This is a genomic window from Streptomyces sp. NPDC057438 (assembly GCF_042802995.1).
GTDB lineage: Bacteria > Actinomycetota > Actinomycetes > Streptomycetales > Streptomycetaceae > Streptomyces.
In genome coordinates this window covers 51781-67950 of sequence record NZ_JBHVDD010000047.1, presented here as the reverse complement: position 1 = coordinate 67950, position 16170 = coordinate 51781, and the positions used below count along the sequence as shown (strand labels likewise).

Here is a 16170-nt window from a genome sequence, read left to right as displayed (position 1 = left end):
GTTGCCAGGGCCTGTTCCGCGTAGCCGCGGCCGAACAGCACCGTGTGCACCAGCAGCGGGAAAAGCTGGTGCAGGCCGACGCGCTGCCGCCAGCCGTCGGCGAGGGGCGCGGCCCGCTCGTAGCCCTCCAGCACCCGGTCCAGGTGGGGGCAGCCGAAGAGGGCGAGCATCGCCAGGTCGGTCTCGCGGTGGCCGCCGTGCGCGGCCGGATCGATGAGCCGGGCCCGGCCGTCGGCGCCCCACAGGACGTTGCCGTTCCAGAGATCGCCGTGCAGCCGTGCGGGCGGCTCGGCCGGGCCCGTGAGGGCGGGCAGCCGCGCACAGACCTCCTCGACGACCTCGGCCTCCGCCGGGCGGATCGTGCCGTCGTCTACCGCGCGGCGCAGATACGGCAGCACCCGGTGTTCGGCGTACCAGGCCGCCCATGTGGTGCCGGGAACGTTCCGCAGGGGGGCGCGGCCGATGTACGCCTCCCGGGGACCGCCCGGGGGCGGCGCGCCGAACGATGGTGCGCCGCAGGCGTGCAGGGCGGCCAGGCCGGCGCCGAGTTGGGTGGCCGCCGCGGCACTCGGCGCCCCCTGTTCCACCCGGTCGATCACCAGCCGGTCCTCGTCGTGGCCGTACACCGTCGGCACGCGGACCGTGTCCGTCGCGGCGAGCCAGCGCAGTCCGGCCGCCTCGGCGCGGGCCGCTCCGGGGCCCTCGCCCCGCTTGACCAGCACCACCCGGCCGTCGTCGAGGGTGACCTCGACGAACGTGCCGGAGAGCCGGCGCTCACCGGTCGCCCGGCGGCCCGTGAGCCGCGCCGCCAGGACCCCGGGTGCCGTGTGTCCGGTCACGGCGCATCACCTCCGCAGCTCTTGTCCTCGGCCGGCCGACAGCGTCCGTTCCCTGTTCCCTGTCGTCCTCTCCATCCTGCACACCTGCCCCGAAGCCCGGAATTGCCGCCGTGGTGTTCCGGGCGCACGCTGGAACGAGGAGGGGGTGGCGGACAGCGGGCGCCGGCGGAAGGGCGCGTGGTCATGCCCTCGTTGAAGCATCTCGTCCGGGAGACCGGCCGCGTCGTCGGGTCCTGGCCACCGACGGGAGCCCGTCGGTGGCGGCGGATCGCGGGACTGCTGAAGTCGGCGCTCAGCGCCAACGCGGCGTTCCTGCCGATCGCCGCCGCGCTGGTCGCGCTCGCCGTGACGGGCGTGGTCCACGACCTGTCCGGGAAGTGGTCCCTGGCGGAGTGGGCAGTGTTCGTCCTCGCCGTGGTCCTCGTCCTGCTGGCGGTCAGCCGCAGGAGGTCGCGGCCGGTCCGGATCCTGTCGTTCAAGAACCTGGTCGCCGGGGACGACGTCGGCGAACTGGACCGGGTGGCGGCGGGCTTCGCCGAGTTGCTGCACAGCGAGATCGAGCGGATCTCGGAGCTGGTCAGACAGGAACCGTTCATCACGCCCGCCGACGTGCTCAACCCGGCCGGGGAGCGCGGCGAGATGGTGCTGCGGTCCACGACGCGGGTGCCGTTCAAGTCCGGTGTCGCGGCGACCGGGCTCCACGGGGACATCAAGGAGACGGAGATCGGCACGGTCGCCCTCGGACCGCTCCAGCTCCAGGTGGGCACCCTGCTGACGCTCGTGGAGCGCGCCTTCGGCCGCACCCTCCAGGGCTCACTGGTGGAGGCCGATGGGGTCCTGCGGGTCGTCGCCTCCCAGTCCGGGCACGGCGGCCGTACCTGGTCCGCGCAGACGGACGTCGTCTCCGACGACGTGCGCCGGGCCAGCGCCTCGCTCGCCCGCGAGCTCGCCCACCGCATCGAACTGGAGCGGCCGGGGGCCGCGGAGTCGGGGGCGGACGTCGACAGTTTCCAGCGTCTGGTGGACGGACTGGAGAGCTACCAGCGCTTCCATCGGGAAGGACTCCTGCATCATCTCGACGCGGCGGAGGAACACTTCCGCGCGGCCCTCTCGCACAGCCCCGGCTACGCGGCCGCCTATCACAACCTGGGCCTCGTCTACCGGGAGCAGCGCCGGATCCGTACCGACATCGGGCTCCGGGCGTCCACCGTGGTGCGCAGCGCGGCCACGCTGATGTGGCAGAAGGCGGTCGCCCTCGACCCCGCCCTCGCCCCCGCCCGGATCCAACTCGCCCGTGCCGCCCTCGAACAGGCGGAGCATCCGGACGTGGACGCGGCGAAGCGCGCCGAACTCCTGGACCAGGCGGCCCAGTCGGCCCGCAGCGCCCTGCGGCAGTCCTGCGGCGGTCATCCCATGGACGGCGCGCTCGCCGCGTACTGGCTCGGCGTGGCGCTGCTGCGGCAGGAGGCCGAGACGGGCCGGACGGCCGAGCCGGTCCTGCGGCCGGAGCCGATGCGCGGCGAGGAGCCGGGCCGGCAGCCGGCGCCGGGAGACGAAGCGGCGATCGAGTCGGGAGGCGAAGCGGGAGGTGAGGCAGGAAGCGAGGCGGGAGATGAGGCGGTGCGCGGAGCCGAACGGGTCCGGGCCGACAGCAAGGTCCGGGAAGCGCTTCGCCTCTTCCACCGCACCGAGCGGGACCTGATCGACGAACGGGCCCGCCGGCTGGTCCAGGAGGGCGACGAGGCCGCGGTACGGCCGTTGACGGAGCGGATCGCACATGTGGTCGCCATGCGGTCCGAGTGCTGGTTCCGGCTGGCCCGGGACGCGGACGACCGGCCGGGGCGCCGTGCCCGCGCGAGGGCGGACCGATGCCTGCGTACGGCCATCCGCTGGGCTCCTGACATGGCCGAACTGCACGCGCTGCGGGGCCGCATGCTGCAACGGCACAACCGTGAGGGCGCGCTCTTCGCCTGTCTGGAGGCGATCCAGCGGGACCCGCAGAACCATCATGTCGCCGTCCGTGACGTCGGCCTGTTCGCGGTGGGATCGCCGGAGTCCGGGGACACGCACGAGCTGGCCACCGCCCTGTTCACCGTCGCCGCGCACCAGCATCCCGACGACGCCGAGGCCTGGCTCCTGCTGGCCGTCAACCAGATGTTCTGGCGGGGGAACAGATCGGCCGCCCGGGCTCTCGCGGGCATGGCGCTGACCCTGGAGCCCGGCCGGGAGGACGTGCGCCGGATCGTCGACACGTACTGGCCGTCGCCGGGCGGCCACGGCGGCACGGACGGCAGGCCCTTCGTCCTGCGCTGGGCACGGGCCTGGGCCCACGCCCGGGAGGCGCGGCAGCACTTCGACGAGGCCGGACTGCGGGAGGCGCTGGCGGAAATCGGCTCGCTGCGGCGGGCGCCGGGGGCGTGCGCGCCCGAGGTCTCCCTGGCCGCGCGGGAGATCGGGCTGCTGCACGGCACGCTCGCCGGTCTGATCCTGCCCTCGGACCGGCAGCGCAGGCACTGGGCGGCGGCGGTCGAGGAGCTGACCCGGGCGGTGCGCGAAGGGCTGCCCGCCGGGCTGGAGAGCCCGCCCCTGTGGAACGTCGAGCTGGGGGACGCGCTCGCGGCCCTCGGCGACTCCCTGGCCGAGGCGGAGCACCGCGGTCCGGCCGGGCCGAGCTATCGCGAGGCGGTCGTACAGTACGACCTCGTTCTCGACCGGCCGCCGAAGACGGTCTGCCCCCGGTACCGTTCGGGGCGCCGGGGGCAGGAACGGCTGACGGTGCTGTCCGCCGAGCCGCCGGACCTGCCCACCCGGGCCCGGGCCCTGGCGGGGCGCGCGGCGGTGTACGTACGGCTGGGGCGGACGAGCGACGCGGTGCGGGACTGCCGGGACGCGTTGAAGCTGGCGCCCCTGTACGCGTATCCCCGCTTCACCCTGGCACGGCTGTACCGCGACCACCGGGCGCAGTACGACCTCGCCGAGGAGACGCTGTTGCGGTTGATCGAGCTGCTCCCGGCCGGGGAGCAGCGGGACCTGGCCCGTCTCGAACTGGCCGTCACGCACCGCGAACAGGCGGAGACCGCGCAGGGCGACGCGTGCGCGGAGCTGCTGGAGCGGGTCCGGGAGGAGTTGGTGGACGCCACCCGGGAGTCCTCGCTGAGCGCGGACCTGGAGGCCCGGATGCACGAGGAGCTGGCCAACGTGCTGGATCTGCTGGGCCGTTCCGACGACGCGATCGTCGCGCTGCGCTCGATCGGCGGCTCGGTCCGGCAGCCGGGCGCCGGGCGGCACCATGAGTGGATCGCCCATCTGATCGCCGGGCGTGAGCAGCCGTGGGAGGTGGAACAGGAGCTGCTGGAGGCCCAGGACGCCTGCGCGGCCCGGCTGACGGTGTACCGCGGCACGGACGAGGAGACTCCCCTGCGGGCCGCGCTGGTCATCCTCACGGCACGGCTCGCCATGTTCTACGCGGAGCAGGGCATCCGGCTCGACGAGGCGCGTCTGCTGGCGGAGGGCGCGCTGAAGAGTGCGCGCCGGGTGCTGGAGCCCAGCCGGATGGCCGTGTGCGAGGACGCGTGTGGCTGGGTCGCCTTCCGGCAGGGACGCCTCGACGAGGCGGTCGACCTCCTGGAGGACGCCGTCGAGCACTCCGGCGGCCATGCCCAGCAGTGGGCCCACCTCGCCCAGGCCCTGGAGGCCCGCGACGATCCCGAGGGCACTGACCACGCCCGCGACATCTGGCAGCAGATCGCGGAGCAGTTCCCCCACAGCAAGACCGCGGAACAGGCGCATCGTCACCTCGGCCTGCTCGCGCAGGACTGAGCCGCCCGGGCGCGGTGCCGGCCGGGGCGGTGCCGGCCGGGGCGGTGCCGGCCGGGGCATGGCGACGGGCACGGGGCCCGAAGGATCAGGGGGAGGGCTCCGACGTCTCGGATTCGAGCGAGGCTCGGGTCGCCTCGCCGTAGACGCCCGACTCGTCCTCCAGGAGGACGCGGGTCAGCTGGTAGCCGCGGACCGCGCTCTGGACCTCGCGGTCGTAGTCGCCGTCGGCATCGCCGCTGTAGAAGCCCACCTGGGCCAGGCGGAGTTGGAGTTCGGCCACCTCCGCTCCCCGGTCGCCGAGGCCGAGAACGGGGGGCGCCCCCTCCGACGGGGGCGGCGCGGGGGCGCCGGTGACGGTGGCGTCGCTGTCGGACGGGGTCCTGCTCGGGGTGCCGGAGCCGGTGGGGGTGGCCCGGCTCTCGGTCGGGGTCGCCTCCGGCGAGGGCGACTCGCTCACGGACGGGGACGCCGAGGACTCCGTACGGGAGGGGAACGCCGAGGAGGGCTCCGCGCCGGCGGCCGCCTCCGGGAGGTCGGCCCTGATGTCGCCGGGGCCCGAGCCGTCGCGCGAGGGGGCCTCGTACGAGAAGAGGCCGCCCATGATCCCCGCCGTCGCGAGGACGGCCGCCGCCGCGGCGCCCGCCCCGGCGGCCAGCAGCACCCGTCGCCGCCGGCCGCCGCCGTGGGGCTGTAGGTGAGGGTGCTCGTCGGGGTGTGGTTCGTGATGCGGAGGGCGCCCATCGGGGGGAGCGGTCGGCGCGTGGTGCGGCTCGGTGGGGGTGGGCGGCGGTGTGTCGCCGGCCGCCGAAGGTCCCGTCGGGCGTTCGTCCTCGCCGACCTTCACGAAGGGCCGAATACGTACCGGATCGAAGTCCTCCGCGGCCTCCGCCTGCGCCGTGCGCATGTCCCGGTGGGCTTCCGACGCGAGGCGGCCGCAGGAGCAGGCCGGGGTGCCGTCCGTGGCGCGGGGCGTACCACACTGCGGGCAGGCAGGGGCTGTTGGTTCACTCACGCATGGTCCTCTTCGAGCGGATTCCAGAATCCAAACAGATTTTCTGCACAGAATCCCCAAGACTTGCTTGAATCTCAAACTTGTCGGGGCCAAGTGCCCTGGTGTGCGTGCGAGTTCGGACAGATCTTCATGCGCCAGGTCTGGTGCGCGACCCGTCACCAGGTGTGTCATGCCTCTGACATCAATCCGGTGTGCCGGAGTGGAAGGAACCCCGTGAGCCTGTCCCGTCCCCGTCCCCGTCCCCGCCCGCGTCCGCGCGCCCACGCCCGTGCCCTGTGCACGGCCGCCGCGCTCGCCCTGGGCGTGCCCTTCGCGATGCCGGGGACCGCAGCCGCGGCGGTCCCCGCGTACGCGGTCTATCTGCAGAACTCCGTCACCGGGCTGAACGCCGCGGACAGCGGCGGTACGGTCGCCGCGCACAACCCCAAGGGCAACGAGGACCACCAGCAGTGGACGCCGGTCGCCGTCGGCGACGGCCACCAGCTGCGCAGCACCGACGGGTCGGGGATCTGCCTGGGCCGGAACGGCGACTCGGCGGTGACGGCGGCCTGCGGCGCGGACGGCACCACGTGGACGGTCGGCGAGGCGGCGAACAGCACGTACACGATCGCCGTGCCCGGCACCGCGCGGTACCTGACGGGCGTGGCCTCGGACTCCTCCCTCGTGCGGATCGGGGCGCACGGGGACCAGGCCCGCTGGTACCTCACACCGGTCGCCCCCGCCACGACGGCCATGCCCTCCCCCGACACCCGGACCCTCGACCAGGTCACGTTCCTCACCTCGCACAACGCCTTCGCCAACGGCGCCGACGGAAACTTCGCCTCGTTCCCCGTCAGTCTCTTCCCCAACCAGTCACGCGGCGTGAGCCGCCAACTCTCCGACGGGGTGAGGGGCTTCATGCTCGACGCGTACACCGTCTCGGGTCAGGCCGTCCTGTGCCACAACAGCTGTGACGGGGTCGGCAGCCCGGTGCCGCTCGCCACCGACCTCCAGCGCATGGTCGACTTCCTCAAGGCCAACCCCGGGCAGTTCGCCACCGTCTTCCTGGAGGACTACACCTCCTCCGACGTGCTCAAGGCGTCGCTGGCCTCCGTCCGCGGTCTGTCCGACGTGCTGTACCGGCCCGACCAGGAGGGCGTGGCGACGAACGGCTGGCCGACCATGGCCGACCTCGCCGCCCGCGGCAAACAGTTGCTGGTCTTCAGCGACCGCACCCGCGCGAGCGACACGTCCGCCGGCCAGGCCACCCGGAACACCTTCGGGGTGATGTACCAGCGCGAGTGGACCGTGGAGAACTACTGGTCCATGGGCGGCGGGCTCGGCGGCTCCGACTGGTCCTGCTACAGCCGCTGGGGCACGAGCAGGCCCCTCACCACGGACTCGGCCGCCTTCCACCCGCTGTTCGTCATGAACCACTTCCGGGACTACACCATCAGCGGCACGGCCGAGACGGACAACGCCAAGCTGGGCAACCGGGCACAGAACTTCTGCACCCCGGCCGCCCGCAAGAAGCCCAACTACCTCGCCGTCGACCGCTACGAGCTGGGCTCGCCGTCACCGCTCACGACCGTCGGGAACCTCAACACGTACGTCCTCTCGGCGGGTCAGTAGCCGTCGGCGCCACCTGCGGGGCACCGTGGGGATGCCCCGCAGGACGGGCAGATGGCTCCGGGACAGCTTCGCCCGCTCCCCGCCGCCCGCGATCAGCGCGTTCACCGACGCCATCGGGTCACCGCCGGCCGACCGCGCCACCAGCGCACCGACCACCAGCGGCAGCAGCACCACCACGAGGGCCGAACCGGTGGCGGTGGCCGTGGCGGTGACGTTGCGCAGCGGGCGCGGGCGCGAGGGGTGCGTGTCCATGACGACAGTGCACCAGCGGGCGGCGGTGGCGGGCATCGGAGCAGGTACTCAGTCGCCCCGGCCCACGTACTCAGACCCGCGGGTACTCGGACCCGCGCGTACGCAGGCTTGCTCGGACGCGGCACCTCGCGCGCTCAGGCCGCCTCTGCTCCCCTCTCCCCCGCCTCGCGATGGATCGGCGTCCCCGACCCGGTCAGCGGTACGCCCGTTCCGCCGCGCCGGGCCGCGACGATCTCCGCCGCGATGGACAGGGCCGTCTCCTCGGGCGTACGGGCGCCGAGGTCCAGCCCGATCGGGGACCTGAGCCGGGCCAGCTCCCGGTCGGTGAGGCCCGTTTCGCGCAGGCGGCGTTCGCGGTCGGCGTGGGTGCGGCGGGAGCCCATCGCCCCCACGAACGCGACCGGCATCCGCAGGGCCTCCGTCAGCAGCGGGATGTCGAACTTGGCGTCGTGGGTGAGCACGCACAGGACCGTACGCCGGTCGGTCCGGGTGCGCCGCAGATAGCGGTGCGGCCAGTCCACCACGATGTCGTCGGCCTCGGGAAAGCGGGCCCGTGTGGCGAAGACGGGACGGGCGTCGCACACGGTGACGTGGTAGCCGAGGAACGAGCCCGCGCGCACCAGCGCCGACGCGAAGTCGATCGCCCCGAACACGATCATCCGGGGCGGTGGCACCCGCGTCTCCACGAGGAGGGTGAGACCGCCCGGGCAGTGCGAGCCGTCCGCCGACAGCTCGACGGTGCCCGTGCGTCCGCCGTCCAGCATGGCCCGCGCCTCGGCGGCGGCCGTCCGGTCCAGGGCGGGGTGCCCGCCGAGGCCGCCTTCGTGGCCCGCCTCGGCCGTCGGGTCGTAGGCCCCGCGACCGTCCCCGCCGCCGGCCCCGCCTGCCCGTACGAGCAGGGCCTGCCCGAGGAGTGGTGCCGGGCCCCGGACGACGCGGGCGACGGCCGTCGGTTCGTCCCGGGCGGCCGCCGAGAGCGCGGCGCGCAGGACGGCTCGGGCCGGTGACGCGCCGGTGACGGGCGTGACCAGGATGTCGATGACGCCGCCGCAGGTCAGGCCGACGGCGAAGGCGTCCTCGTCGCTGTAGCCGAAGCGCCGCAGGACGGTCTCGCCGTCCGCCAGCGCCTGCCGGCACAGCTCGTACACCTCGCCCTCGACACAGCCGCCGGAGACCGAACCGACGGCCGTGCCCAGGCTGTCGACGGCGAGCGACGCGCCGGGACCGCGCGGGGCGCTGCCGCTCACCGCCACGACCGTGGCGACCGCGAAGTCGCGGCCCTCCTCGGCCCAGGCGCTCAGCTCGGCGGCCGCGTCAAGCATCCCGGCCCGCCGTCAGGACGCGGTCGGGCCGGATGGGCAGATGGCGGTGGCGTACGCCGGTGGCGTGCCAGACGGCGTTGGCCACGGCGGCCGCCGCGCCCACGATGCCGATCTCGCCGATGCCCTTGATGCCGACGGGGTCGTCGGGGTCGAGGTCGTCGACCCAGTCGGCCTCGACGGCGGGCACGTCGGCGTGCGCGGCCACGTGGTAGCCGGCGAGGTCGGCGCCGTAGTGGCCGCCGGACGCCCGGTCGCGTACCGCCTCCTCGTGCAGGGCCATGGAGATGCCCCAGATCATGCCGCCGACGAGCTGGCTCCGGGCGGTGAGCGGGTTGACGATCCGGCCCGCCGCGAAGATGCCGAGCATGCGCCGTACGCGGACCTCGCCGGTGGCGGGGTCCACGGCGACCTCGGCGAACTGGGCGCCGTAGGAGTGGCGTTCCTTTTGGGCGAGGGCGCCGAGGGCGGCGGTGGTGTCGGAGCGGACCGTGAGGCCCTCCGGCGGGATGTCGGCGCCGAGGGCGAGCCGCTCCCGTACGTCGCGGGCGGCCAGGGTGACGGCCCAGGCCCAGGAGCGGGTGCCCATGGAGCCCCCGGCGATCATGGCGGGCCCGAAGTCGCTGTCGCCGATCCGTACCCGGACCTGTTCGGGTGCGACCTCCAGCGCGTCGGCGGCGACCAGGGTGAGCGCGGTGCGGGCGCCGGTGCCGATGTCCGCCGCGTTGATCCGCACGGTGAAGGTGCCGTCGGCCTCGGCGGTCACGGCCGCCGTGGACGGCGCGGCTCCCGCGCCGAAGGAGGCGGCGGCCGTTCCGGTGCCGAGCAGCCAGCGCCCGTCCCGGCGCAGGCCCGGCCGCGGGTCGCGGTCGGCCCAGCCGAACCGGCGCGCGCCCTCGCGGAAGCAGGCGTGCAGGTTGCGGCCGGCGAACGGCAGTCCCGAGACGGGACCCCGCTCGGGCTCGTTGCGGGCCCGCAGCTCGATCGGGTCGATGCCCAGCTTCTCGGCCAGCTCGTCGACCGCCGACTCCAGCGCGAAGGAGCCCGGCGCCTCGCCGGGCGCGCGCATCCAGGTGGGGGTGGGTACGTCACGTCGTACGAGCCGGCTGGCCGTGTGGTGGGCGTCGGCGCCGTACATGACCCGGGCCGGGCCGGCGGCCGCCTCGATGAACTCGTGGACGGTCGAGGTGAGGCTCTGCGAGCGGTGCTCCAGGGCGCGCAGCCGTCCGTCGGCGTCGGCACCGAGCCGGACGCGCTGGGCGGTGGGGCTGCGGTAGCCGGCGAGGGAGAACATCTGACGCCGGGTCATGACCACCCGGACCGGGCGCTGCAGCGCGGTCGCGGCCATGACGGCGGCGACCTGGTGGGCGCGGACGCCCTTGCTGCCGAAGCCTCCGCCGACGTGCTCGGAACGGACCCGCACCGAACCCGGGTCGAGGGAGAAGAGGTTGGCGAGTTCGCCCTGGACCCACATGGTGCCCTGGTTGGAGTCGAAGACGTCGAGCCGGCCGCCGTCCCAGCGGGCCGTCACCGCGTGCGGCTCCATCGGGTTGTGGTGTTCCTCGGGGGTGGTGTACTCGGCGTCCACGACGGCGGCGGAGGCGGCGAGTGCGGCCTCCAGGTCGCCCTGCTCGATCACCGCGGGGCCGAAGGCGTCCAGCGGATACGCGTCCGGGTCCCCGGCGGTGAAGGCGATGTCGTGCGGCTGCTGTTCGTAGTGCACGACCAGCGCCTCGGCGGCCTCCCTGGCCTGCTCGGAGGTCTCGGCGACGACCAGCGCCACGGGCCAGCCCCGGTGCGGCACCCGGTCGTGCTGGAAGACGGCGGTGGTCGGGTCGGGCTTGGATCCCATGAGGCCCGCGTAGTCGGTGTCGAGACGCGGGGCGTTCTCGTGGGTCAGGACGGCGAGCACGCCCGGCATTCCGAGCGCGTCGGCGGACTCGATGGCGCGGATCCGGCCGCGGGCCACCGTGGACAGCGCGAGCCAGCCGTGGACGAGGCCCGTGAGGGGGATCTCCCCGGCGTAGCGGGCGGCGCCGGTCACCTTGTCACGGCCCTCGACGCGGGTGCGCGCGGTGCCGACGGCGCCCTGGTGTGCCGTGGGGGCGGTGGTCATCGGGTGGCCTCCTCGGCGAGTTCGGACAGGACGGCCACGACGAGGTTGCGCATGAGGGTCACCTTGTATCCGTTGTGGGGCAGCGGCGCGGCGGCGGCCAGTTCGGCGTCGGCGGCGGCCGCGAACGTCTCCGCGTCGGCCGGGGCGCCGGTCAGCGCGCGCTCCGCCGCGTGGGCCCGCCACGGCCGGGACGCGACCGCGCCGAAGGCCAGCCGTACCTCGTGCACGAGGCCGTCGCGGACGTCGAGCGCGGCGGCGATCGAACCGATGGCGAAGGCGTACGAGGCGCGTTCGCGGACCTTGCGGTAGCGCGAGCGCGCGGCGACGGCGGCGGGCGGCAGGACGACGCCGGTGATCAGGGCGCCCGGCGGCAGGGTTGTCTCGACGTGCGGGGTGTCGCCCACCGGCAGGTAGACATCAGCGAGGGGCGACTCACCGCGCCCGTCGGCCGTCTCATAGGTCACCACGGCGTCGAAGGCGGCCAGCGCCACCCCCATGTCGGAGGGGTGGGTCGCCACGCAGTGCCCGGACGCGCCGAGGATCGCGTGGTTGTGGTGCTCGCCCTCGATCGCGGGGCAGCCGCTGCCGGGCAGGCGCTTGTTGCAGGGCTGGGTGACGTCGGCGAAGTAGCCGCAACGGGTGCGCTGCAGGAGGTTGCCGCCGACGGTGGCCATGTTGCGCAGCTGCCCGGAGGCACCGGCCAGCACGGCCTGGGCCAGTGCGGGGTAGCGGCGGCGGATCTCGGGGTGGGCCGCGAGGTCGCTGTTGGTGACGGTCGCACCGATCCGCAGTCCGCCGTCCTCGGTCGAATCGATCGCGTCGAGGGGGAGTTCACGGACGTCGACGAGCCGGGCGGGCCGCTCGACGCCGGTCTTCATCAGGTCGACGAGGTTGGTGCCGCCGCCGAGGAAACGGGCCTCGGGGTCGGCGCCGAGCAGGGCGACCGCGCCGGAGACGTCGTACGCCCGCTGGTAGTCGAACTCCTTCACGCCACGGTCTCCTCGGTCCTCGCGGTGCTGACGGCGGCGGCGCGGGCCACGGCCTCGACGATCGACACATAGGCGCCGCAGCGGCACAGGTTGCCGCTCATCCGCTCGCGGATCTCCTCGGGCGTGAGCGGTGGCGCTCCCGCCTCGGGGCGTACGTCGTCGGTGGCGGCGCTGGGCCAGCCGGCCGCGTGTTCCTCGATGACCGCGATGGCCGAACAGATCTGGCCCGGGGTGCAGTAGCCGCACTGGAAGCCGTCGAGATCGAGGAACGCCTGTTGTACGGGGTGCAGTGCGTCGCCGTCGGCCACGCCCTCGATGGTGGTGATCTCGCGCCCCTCGGCCGCGACCGCCAGCTGCAGGCAGGAGACGTTGCGGCGTCCGTCGACGAGGACGGTGCAGGCACCGCACTGCCCCTGGTCACACCCCTTCTTGGTGCCGGTCATGTCGAGCCGCTCGCGCAGGGCGTCGAGCAGGGTGGTGCGGTGGTCGACGGAGAGCGTGTGCTTCTCGCCGTTGATGTTCAGGGTGATGGCGCTGTACGTCGAGGAGGTGGCTGGAGACATGGTCAGCCTTCTTTCGCGTATCCGGAGCATGTCGAAGGGACTCGCTGCGGCAGGCGGTCGAGTCAGATATGTGGACAGCGGAGGTTGCCTTCGCCGGGCGAACCGGCGCTACGATGACACAACCGGACAGCTGTCCTCTCCGGAAAAACCTAACGGACAATTGTCCGCTTAACAAGAACGGGTTTCGGCCAGGGACCCGCGAGGAGGGCCCGTGGAGCCGAAGAAGGACGCCTCACTGCGCTCCGACGCCCAGCGCAACCGCGAGCGCATCCTGGCGGTCGCGCTGACCGAACTGACGCGCTGCGCGGACGCGCCGTTGAGTGGGATCGCCAGGAAGGCGTGTGTCGGGCAGGGCACGTTCTACCGTCATTTCCCCACCCGGGAGGCCCTGGTCCTGGAGGTCTACCGACACGAGATGCGGCAGGTCGCCGACTCCGCGGCCGAGTTGCTCGCCACGCACGGGCCGGACCGGGCGCTGCGCGAGTGGATGGACCGCCTCGCCCGGTTCGCCATGACCAAGGCGGGCCTCGCGGACGCGATCCGCCAGGCCACCTGCCACCCCGACGGCCCCGACCGGCCGGCGCACACCCCGGTGACCGAAGCCGCCGAACTCCTGCTCCGCGCGGGCGAGAAGGCCGGCACCGTCCACCCCGGAGTCACCGCGGACGACTTCTTCCTCGCGATCGCCGGTCTCTGGCAGCTCGCCGCCCAGGACACCCCCCACTCCGACTGGCAGCCCCGCGCCGCCCGCCTCCTCGACCTCGTCATGGACGGGTTGCGGGCGGGGGATGCGGGGGCGGAGAGGTAGGGGTGGGCGGGGGACGCGGCGACGGGAGCGCTTCAGACTAGGCCCGGCCGCGCGTCACGGAAGCACCACTGTCCCCACCACGACCTGACCGGAGGGATGCCTGAGAGAGGAGGGTCACAACCGTGCCCCCACGTCCGCCCCGCTCACAGGCCGCAGGAACGCCGACGTCGGGATCGAGCCGTTCGCCGTCCTCGCCCCCGTGATCGTGGTCGCGTCCGTGCTCGTGAAGGTCCAGGTGCCGCCGAGGTTCCAGGAGTTGCCGCTGCCGGCCGAGTGCGAGCCCAGCGAGACGTTCGTGCCGTTGGCCACCGAGAGGTTCTTCGTCAGGGTGCCGTCGGCGTCGGCGAAGTCGAAACCGGCACCCTTGTTGCGCCAGGCCGTGCAGCGCTCGGCCACCAGCGCCCCGGGGTTGGCGTTGTCGATGAAGCCGCCGGCCGAGTTGTCCCACGCCATGCTGTTGCGCACGACGTGCGCCGCGGGCCGGTCCTCGTCACCGCCGCCGAGCTTGTAGCCGTTGCCGTCACCGGTGTAGTCGGGCAGGCTCCAGCGGTTGTAGCCGTTCGCGTGGGCGACGCTTCCCTCGATCGTCACCGGCGAGAGGAACTCCCAGAAGTCCAGCCCGTCGTCGGAGTTGTTCCACAGTCGGGCCCCGCGAACGACGTTGCCCGTCCCGGAGCCCTCCTTGATCGCCAGGCCGTCGGCGCTCTCGCCGTTCTTGCGCGGATCCCGGTTGCCGTAGCTGTCCAGGCCGATGATCTGGTTGCCGCCGGACGCGCCCTGGAGGTGCACCCCGGACTCGTAGTTGTTCCGTGTGACCAGCCGCTCGAAGACGTTGCCACTGGTGTCCGCGCCGAAGATCCCGTACGGCCCGTTGACGATCTCCAGCCCGCTCAGCCGCCAGTACTCCCCCTCGATGTGGATCGCCCCCCGCTGCGCCCGCGGAATGCTGGAGCCGACCGCGCCGGGCGTGTACGGCATCCCCTCGCCGTCGATGACGACCCGCTCGCCGTTGTGGTTGCCGAGCCGGATGGGCTGACTCGCCGTTCCGCTCTTGAGCAACTGGATGTTCGCGGCCGGCGCGTAGGTGCCGCCCCGGACCAGGATCGAGTCACCCGCCTGCGCGAGGTCGACGGCCCGCTGGATGGTCCGCAACGGGGCCGCCAGGGTGCCGGCGTTGCTGTCGTTGCCGTCGGTCGCGACGTAGATGGTGCCGGCGGCGTGCGCGGCGGGGGCGGACAGGGCGAGGAGGCCCCCGGCCAGGACGCTCAACAGGCTTACGCACGCGGTGAATCGCTGTGGACGCATGGCTCGTCTCCCGGACACCGAAGGGGAAAGCGCTTTCCATTCCGGAAGCTAGAGTCATTGCCCCGGGCGCGTCAAGAACCATGCACGTGATCGACGTTCTCATTCATGAATCAACAAGACGGGAGGGGTGACCGGCGAGGGGAGCGGGGCCGGATGGATCGGGGCGGCCGCGCGAGCGCGGGCACAGGGACTCGATCCCCTGCCGAAGATGTACGCGCAGCCATCTTGACGTGTAAATGACAACGATGGCAGGTTCACCCGGGAGCGCTCCCATCTCACTCAGGGAAGGGACCCACCCATGCGCAACACCCATCACTCCCCCTTACCGCCCCTGCCGCTTCTCGGCCTGGTGGCAGCCCTGCTCGTCTCCCTCGCACTGACACTCGCGCCCCCCGCACCCTCCGCGGCGGCGGCCGCTTCGGCGGCAACCGGCGCCGCCGCGGCCCCCGTACGCGTCATGCCGCTGGGCGACTCGATCACGGGTTCACCCGGCTGCTGGCGGGCGGTGCTGTGGAACCGTCTGCGGAACGCCGGCTACACGGACCTCGACTTCGTCGGCACGCTCCCCACCCAGGGGTGCGGGCAGGAGCACGACGGTGACAACGAGGGCCACGGCGGAGAGCTCGTGACCAACGTGGCCGACCGGAACCTGCTGCCCGCCCGGCTGTCGGCGACCCGCCCGGACATCGTTGTCATGCATTTCGGCACGAACGACGTGTGGAGCAGTGTCGCCCCGGACCGCATTCTCGCCGCGTACACCAAGCTGGTCGGCCAGATGCGCGCGTCCAACCCGCACATGCGTGTTCTCGTCGCGCAGCTCATCCCCATGAACCCCGGCAGTTGCACCGGCTGCGCGCAGCGGGTGGTGGACTTCAACGCGCGGATCCCCGCCTGGGCCCGGGCGACGAGCACCGACGACTCGCCGGTGACCGTGGTCGACCAGTGGACGGGTTTCAGCACGGCGACCGACACCTACGACGGGGTGCACCCGAACGCCGCCGGCGACGACAAGATCGCCGCGCGCTGGTATCCGGCACTGCGCGCGGTGCTGGACGCGGGGGTGCCGGGTGATCCGGGCGACCCGGGTGGCGGTCAGGCCACGTGCGGCGCGGTCTTCCGGGCCACCAACGTCTGGCAGGGCGGCTACCAGGGCGAGGTGACGGTGACGAACACGTCGTCGTCCGCCGTGACGGGCTGGACCGTGACGGTTGTACCGGCCGGCGGGGCCCGTCTCACCCAGGTCTGGAACGGGACCTCGGTCACGGCGGCCGACGGCACGGTGACGGTCACCAACGTCTCGTGGAACGGCACGCTCCCGGCGGGCGCGAGCACCACGTTCGGGTTCGTCGCCACGGCCCCCACGACGGCCGGGACGCCGTCGGCGACGGTCGGCTGCACGGCACGGACCACGGCCGCCTCCTCGTAACCAACGGCTCGACACCGTGCCGAGGCAATCGGCCGGCCGGTCGCTCGGCCGACCGGCCGGCCACCCATCCCTCCACCCAGCCAGCCGATCGCCGGCCGGGCGACAAGCGCT

The 16170-nt window shown here is 73.4% G+C and carries 12 protein-coding genes; 4 read left to right on the top strand and 8 right to left on the bottom strand.

Features of this window, described 5'->3' with window-relative positions; translation table 11 throughout:
* Positions 1 to 839, bottom strand: an 839-nt coding sequence (locus ACFU5F_RS24505) for a fructosamine kinase family protein (protein ID WP_383891001.1), incomplete at its 3' end; no start/stop codon positions are given.
* Positions 840 to 1022: 183 nt separating this feature from the next.
* Between ACFU5F_RS24505 and ACFU5F_RS24500 the strand changes: the two genes are divergently transcribed.
* Positions 1023 to 4658 (top strand): hypothetical protein, encoded by a 3636-nt coding sequence (locus ACFU5F_RS24500; protein ID WP_383890998.1) that lies wholly within the window; start codon positions 1023 to 1025, stop codon positions 4656 to 4658.
* 85 nt (positions 4659 to 4743) lie between these two features.
* Here ACFU5F_RS24500 and ACFU5F_RS24495 read toward each other — a convergent pair whose 3' ends face one another.
* Complete coding sequence (locus ACFU5F_RS24495) at positions 4744 to 5670, bottom strand: peptidoglycan-binding protein (protein ID WP_383890995.1); 927 nt, start codon at positions 5668 to 5670, stop codon at positions 4744 to 4746.
* A gap of 213 nt (positions 5671 to 5883) precedes the next feature.
* Here ACFU5F_RS24495 and ACFU5F_RS24490 point away from each other — a divergent pair, with 213 nt between their 5' ends.
* Positions 5884 to 7281, top strand: coding sequence for a phospholipase (locus tag ACFU5F_RS24490; protein WP_383890992.1), 1398 nt, complete (start codon positions 5884 to 5886; stop codon positions 7279 to 7281).
* Here ACFU5F_RS24490 and ACFU5F_RS24485 read toward each other — a convergent pair.
* From ACFU5F_RS24485 to ACFU5F_RS24465, 5 genes are all read right to left on the bottom strand, one after another.
* Complete coding sequence (locus ACFU5F_RS24485) at positions 7225 to 7533, bottom strand: hypothetical protein (protein ID WP_383890990.1); 309 nt, start codon at positions 7531 to 7533, stop codon at positions 7225 to 7227. The two genes, ACFU5F_RS24490 and ACFU5F_RS24485, sit on opposite strands and share 57 nt — an antisense overlap.
* A gap of 134 nt (positions 7534 to 7667) precedes the next feature.
* Positions 7668 to 8855, bottom strand: a complete 1188-nt coding sequence (locus tag ACFU5F_RS24480) for an XdhC family protein (protein WP_383890987.1) — start codon at positions 8853 to 8855, stop codon at positions 7668 to 7670.
* Complete coding sequence (locus ACFU5F_RS24475) at positions 8848 to 10968, bottom strand: xanthine dehydrogenase family protein molybdopterin-binding subunit (protein WP_383890984.1); 2121 nt, start codon at positions 10966 to 10968, stop codon at positions 8848 to 8850. Before ACFU5F_RS24475 ends, ACFU5F_RS24480 begins: the two co-directional genes overlap by 8 nt.
* The gene (locus ACFU5F_RS24470; protein WP_383890981.1) at positions 10965 to 11957 is read right to left on the bottom strand and encodes an FAD binding domain-containing protein; all 993 of its coding nucleotides are present in this window, start codon (positions 11955 to 11957) and stop codon (positions 10965 to 10967) included. Before ACFU5F_RS24470 ends, ACFU5F_RS24475 begins: the two co-directional genes overlap by 4 nt.
* The gene (locus ACFU5F_RS24465) at positions 11954 to 12520 is read right to left on the bottom strand and encodes a (2Fe-2S)-binding protein (protein ID WP_383890978.1); all 567 of its coding nucleotides are present in this window, start codon (positions 12518 to 12520) and stop codon (positions 11954 to 11956) included. The genes ACFU5F_RS24470 and ACFU5F_RS24465 overlap by 4 nt, the downstream gene beginning before the upstream one ends.
* Positions 12521 to 12731: 211 nt before the next feature.
* Between ACFU5F_RS24465 and ACFU5F_RS24460 the strand changes: the two genes are divergently transcribed.
* Positions 12732 to 13328 carry a TetR/AcrR family transcriptional regulator gene (locus tag ACFU5F_RS24460; protein ID WP_383890975.1) on the top strand — a complete coding sequence of 199 codons (597 nt, stop codon included), beginning with the start codon at positions 12732 to 12734 and terminating at the stop codon, positions 13326 to 13328.
* 114 nt (positions 13329 to 13442) lie between these two features.
* Here ACFU5F_RS24460 and ACFU5F_RS24455 read toward each other — a convergent pair whose 3' ends face one another.
* A complete protein-coding gene (locus ACFU5F_RS24455; protein ID WP_383890972.1) occupies positions 13443 to 14633 on the bottom strand; it encodes a right-handed parallel beta-helix repeat-containing protein in 1191 nt (396 codons plus the stop codon).
* 298 nt (positions 14634 to 14931) lie between these two features.
* Here ACFU5F_RS24455 and ACFU5F_RS24450 point away from each other — a divergent pair, with 298 nt between their 5' ends.
* Complete coding sequence (locus ACFU5F_RS24450) at positions 14932 to 16059, top strand: GDSL-type esterase/lipase family protein (protein WP_383890969.1); 1128 nt, start codon at positions 14932 to 14934, stop codon at positions 16057 to 16059.
* Positions 16060 to 16170 lie beyond the last annotated feature (111 nt).

Coding starts and splice junctions, on each gene's coding strand:
- ACFU5F_RS24450 (WP_383890969.1), top strand. CDS start 14,932: ATGCGCAACACCCATCACTCCCCCTTACCGCCCCTGCCGCTTCTCGGC.
- ACFU5F_RS24455 (WP_383890972.1), bottom strand. CDS start 14,633: ATGCGTCCACAGCGATTCACCGCGTGCGTAAGCCTGTTGAGCGTCCTG.
- ACFU5F_RS24500 (WP_383890998.1), top strand. CDS start 1,023: ATGCCCTCGTTGAAGCATCTCGTCCGGGAGACCGGCCGCGTCGTCGGG.
- ACFU5F_RS24480 (WP_383890987.1), bottom strand. CDS start 8,855: ATGCTTGACGCGGCCGCCGAGCTGAGCGCCTGGGCCGAGGAGGGCCGC.
- ACFU5F_RS24485 (WP_383890990.1), bottom strand. CDS start 7,533: ATGGACACGCACCCCTCGCGCCCGCGCCCGCTGCGCAACGTCACCGCC.
- ACFU5F_RS24465 (WP_383890978.1), bottom strand. CDS start 12,520: ATGTCTCCAGCCACCTCCTCGACGTACAGCGCCATCACCCTGAACATC.
- ACFU5F_RS24475 (WP_383890984.1), bottom strand. CDS start 10,968: ATGACCACCGCCCCCACGGCACACCAGGGCGCCGTCGGCACCGCGCGC.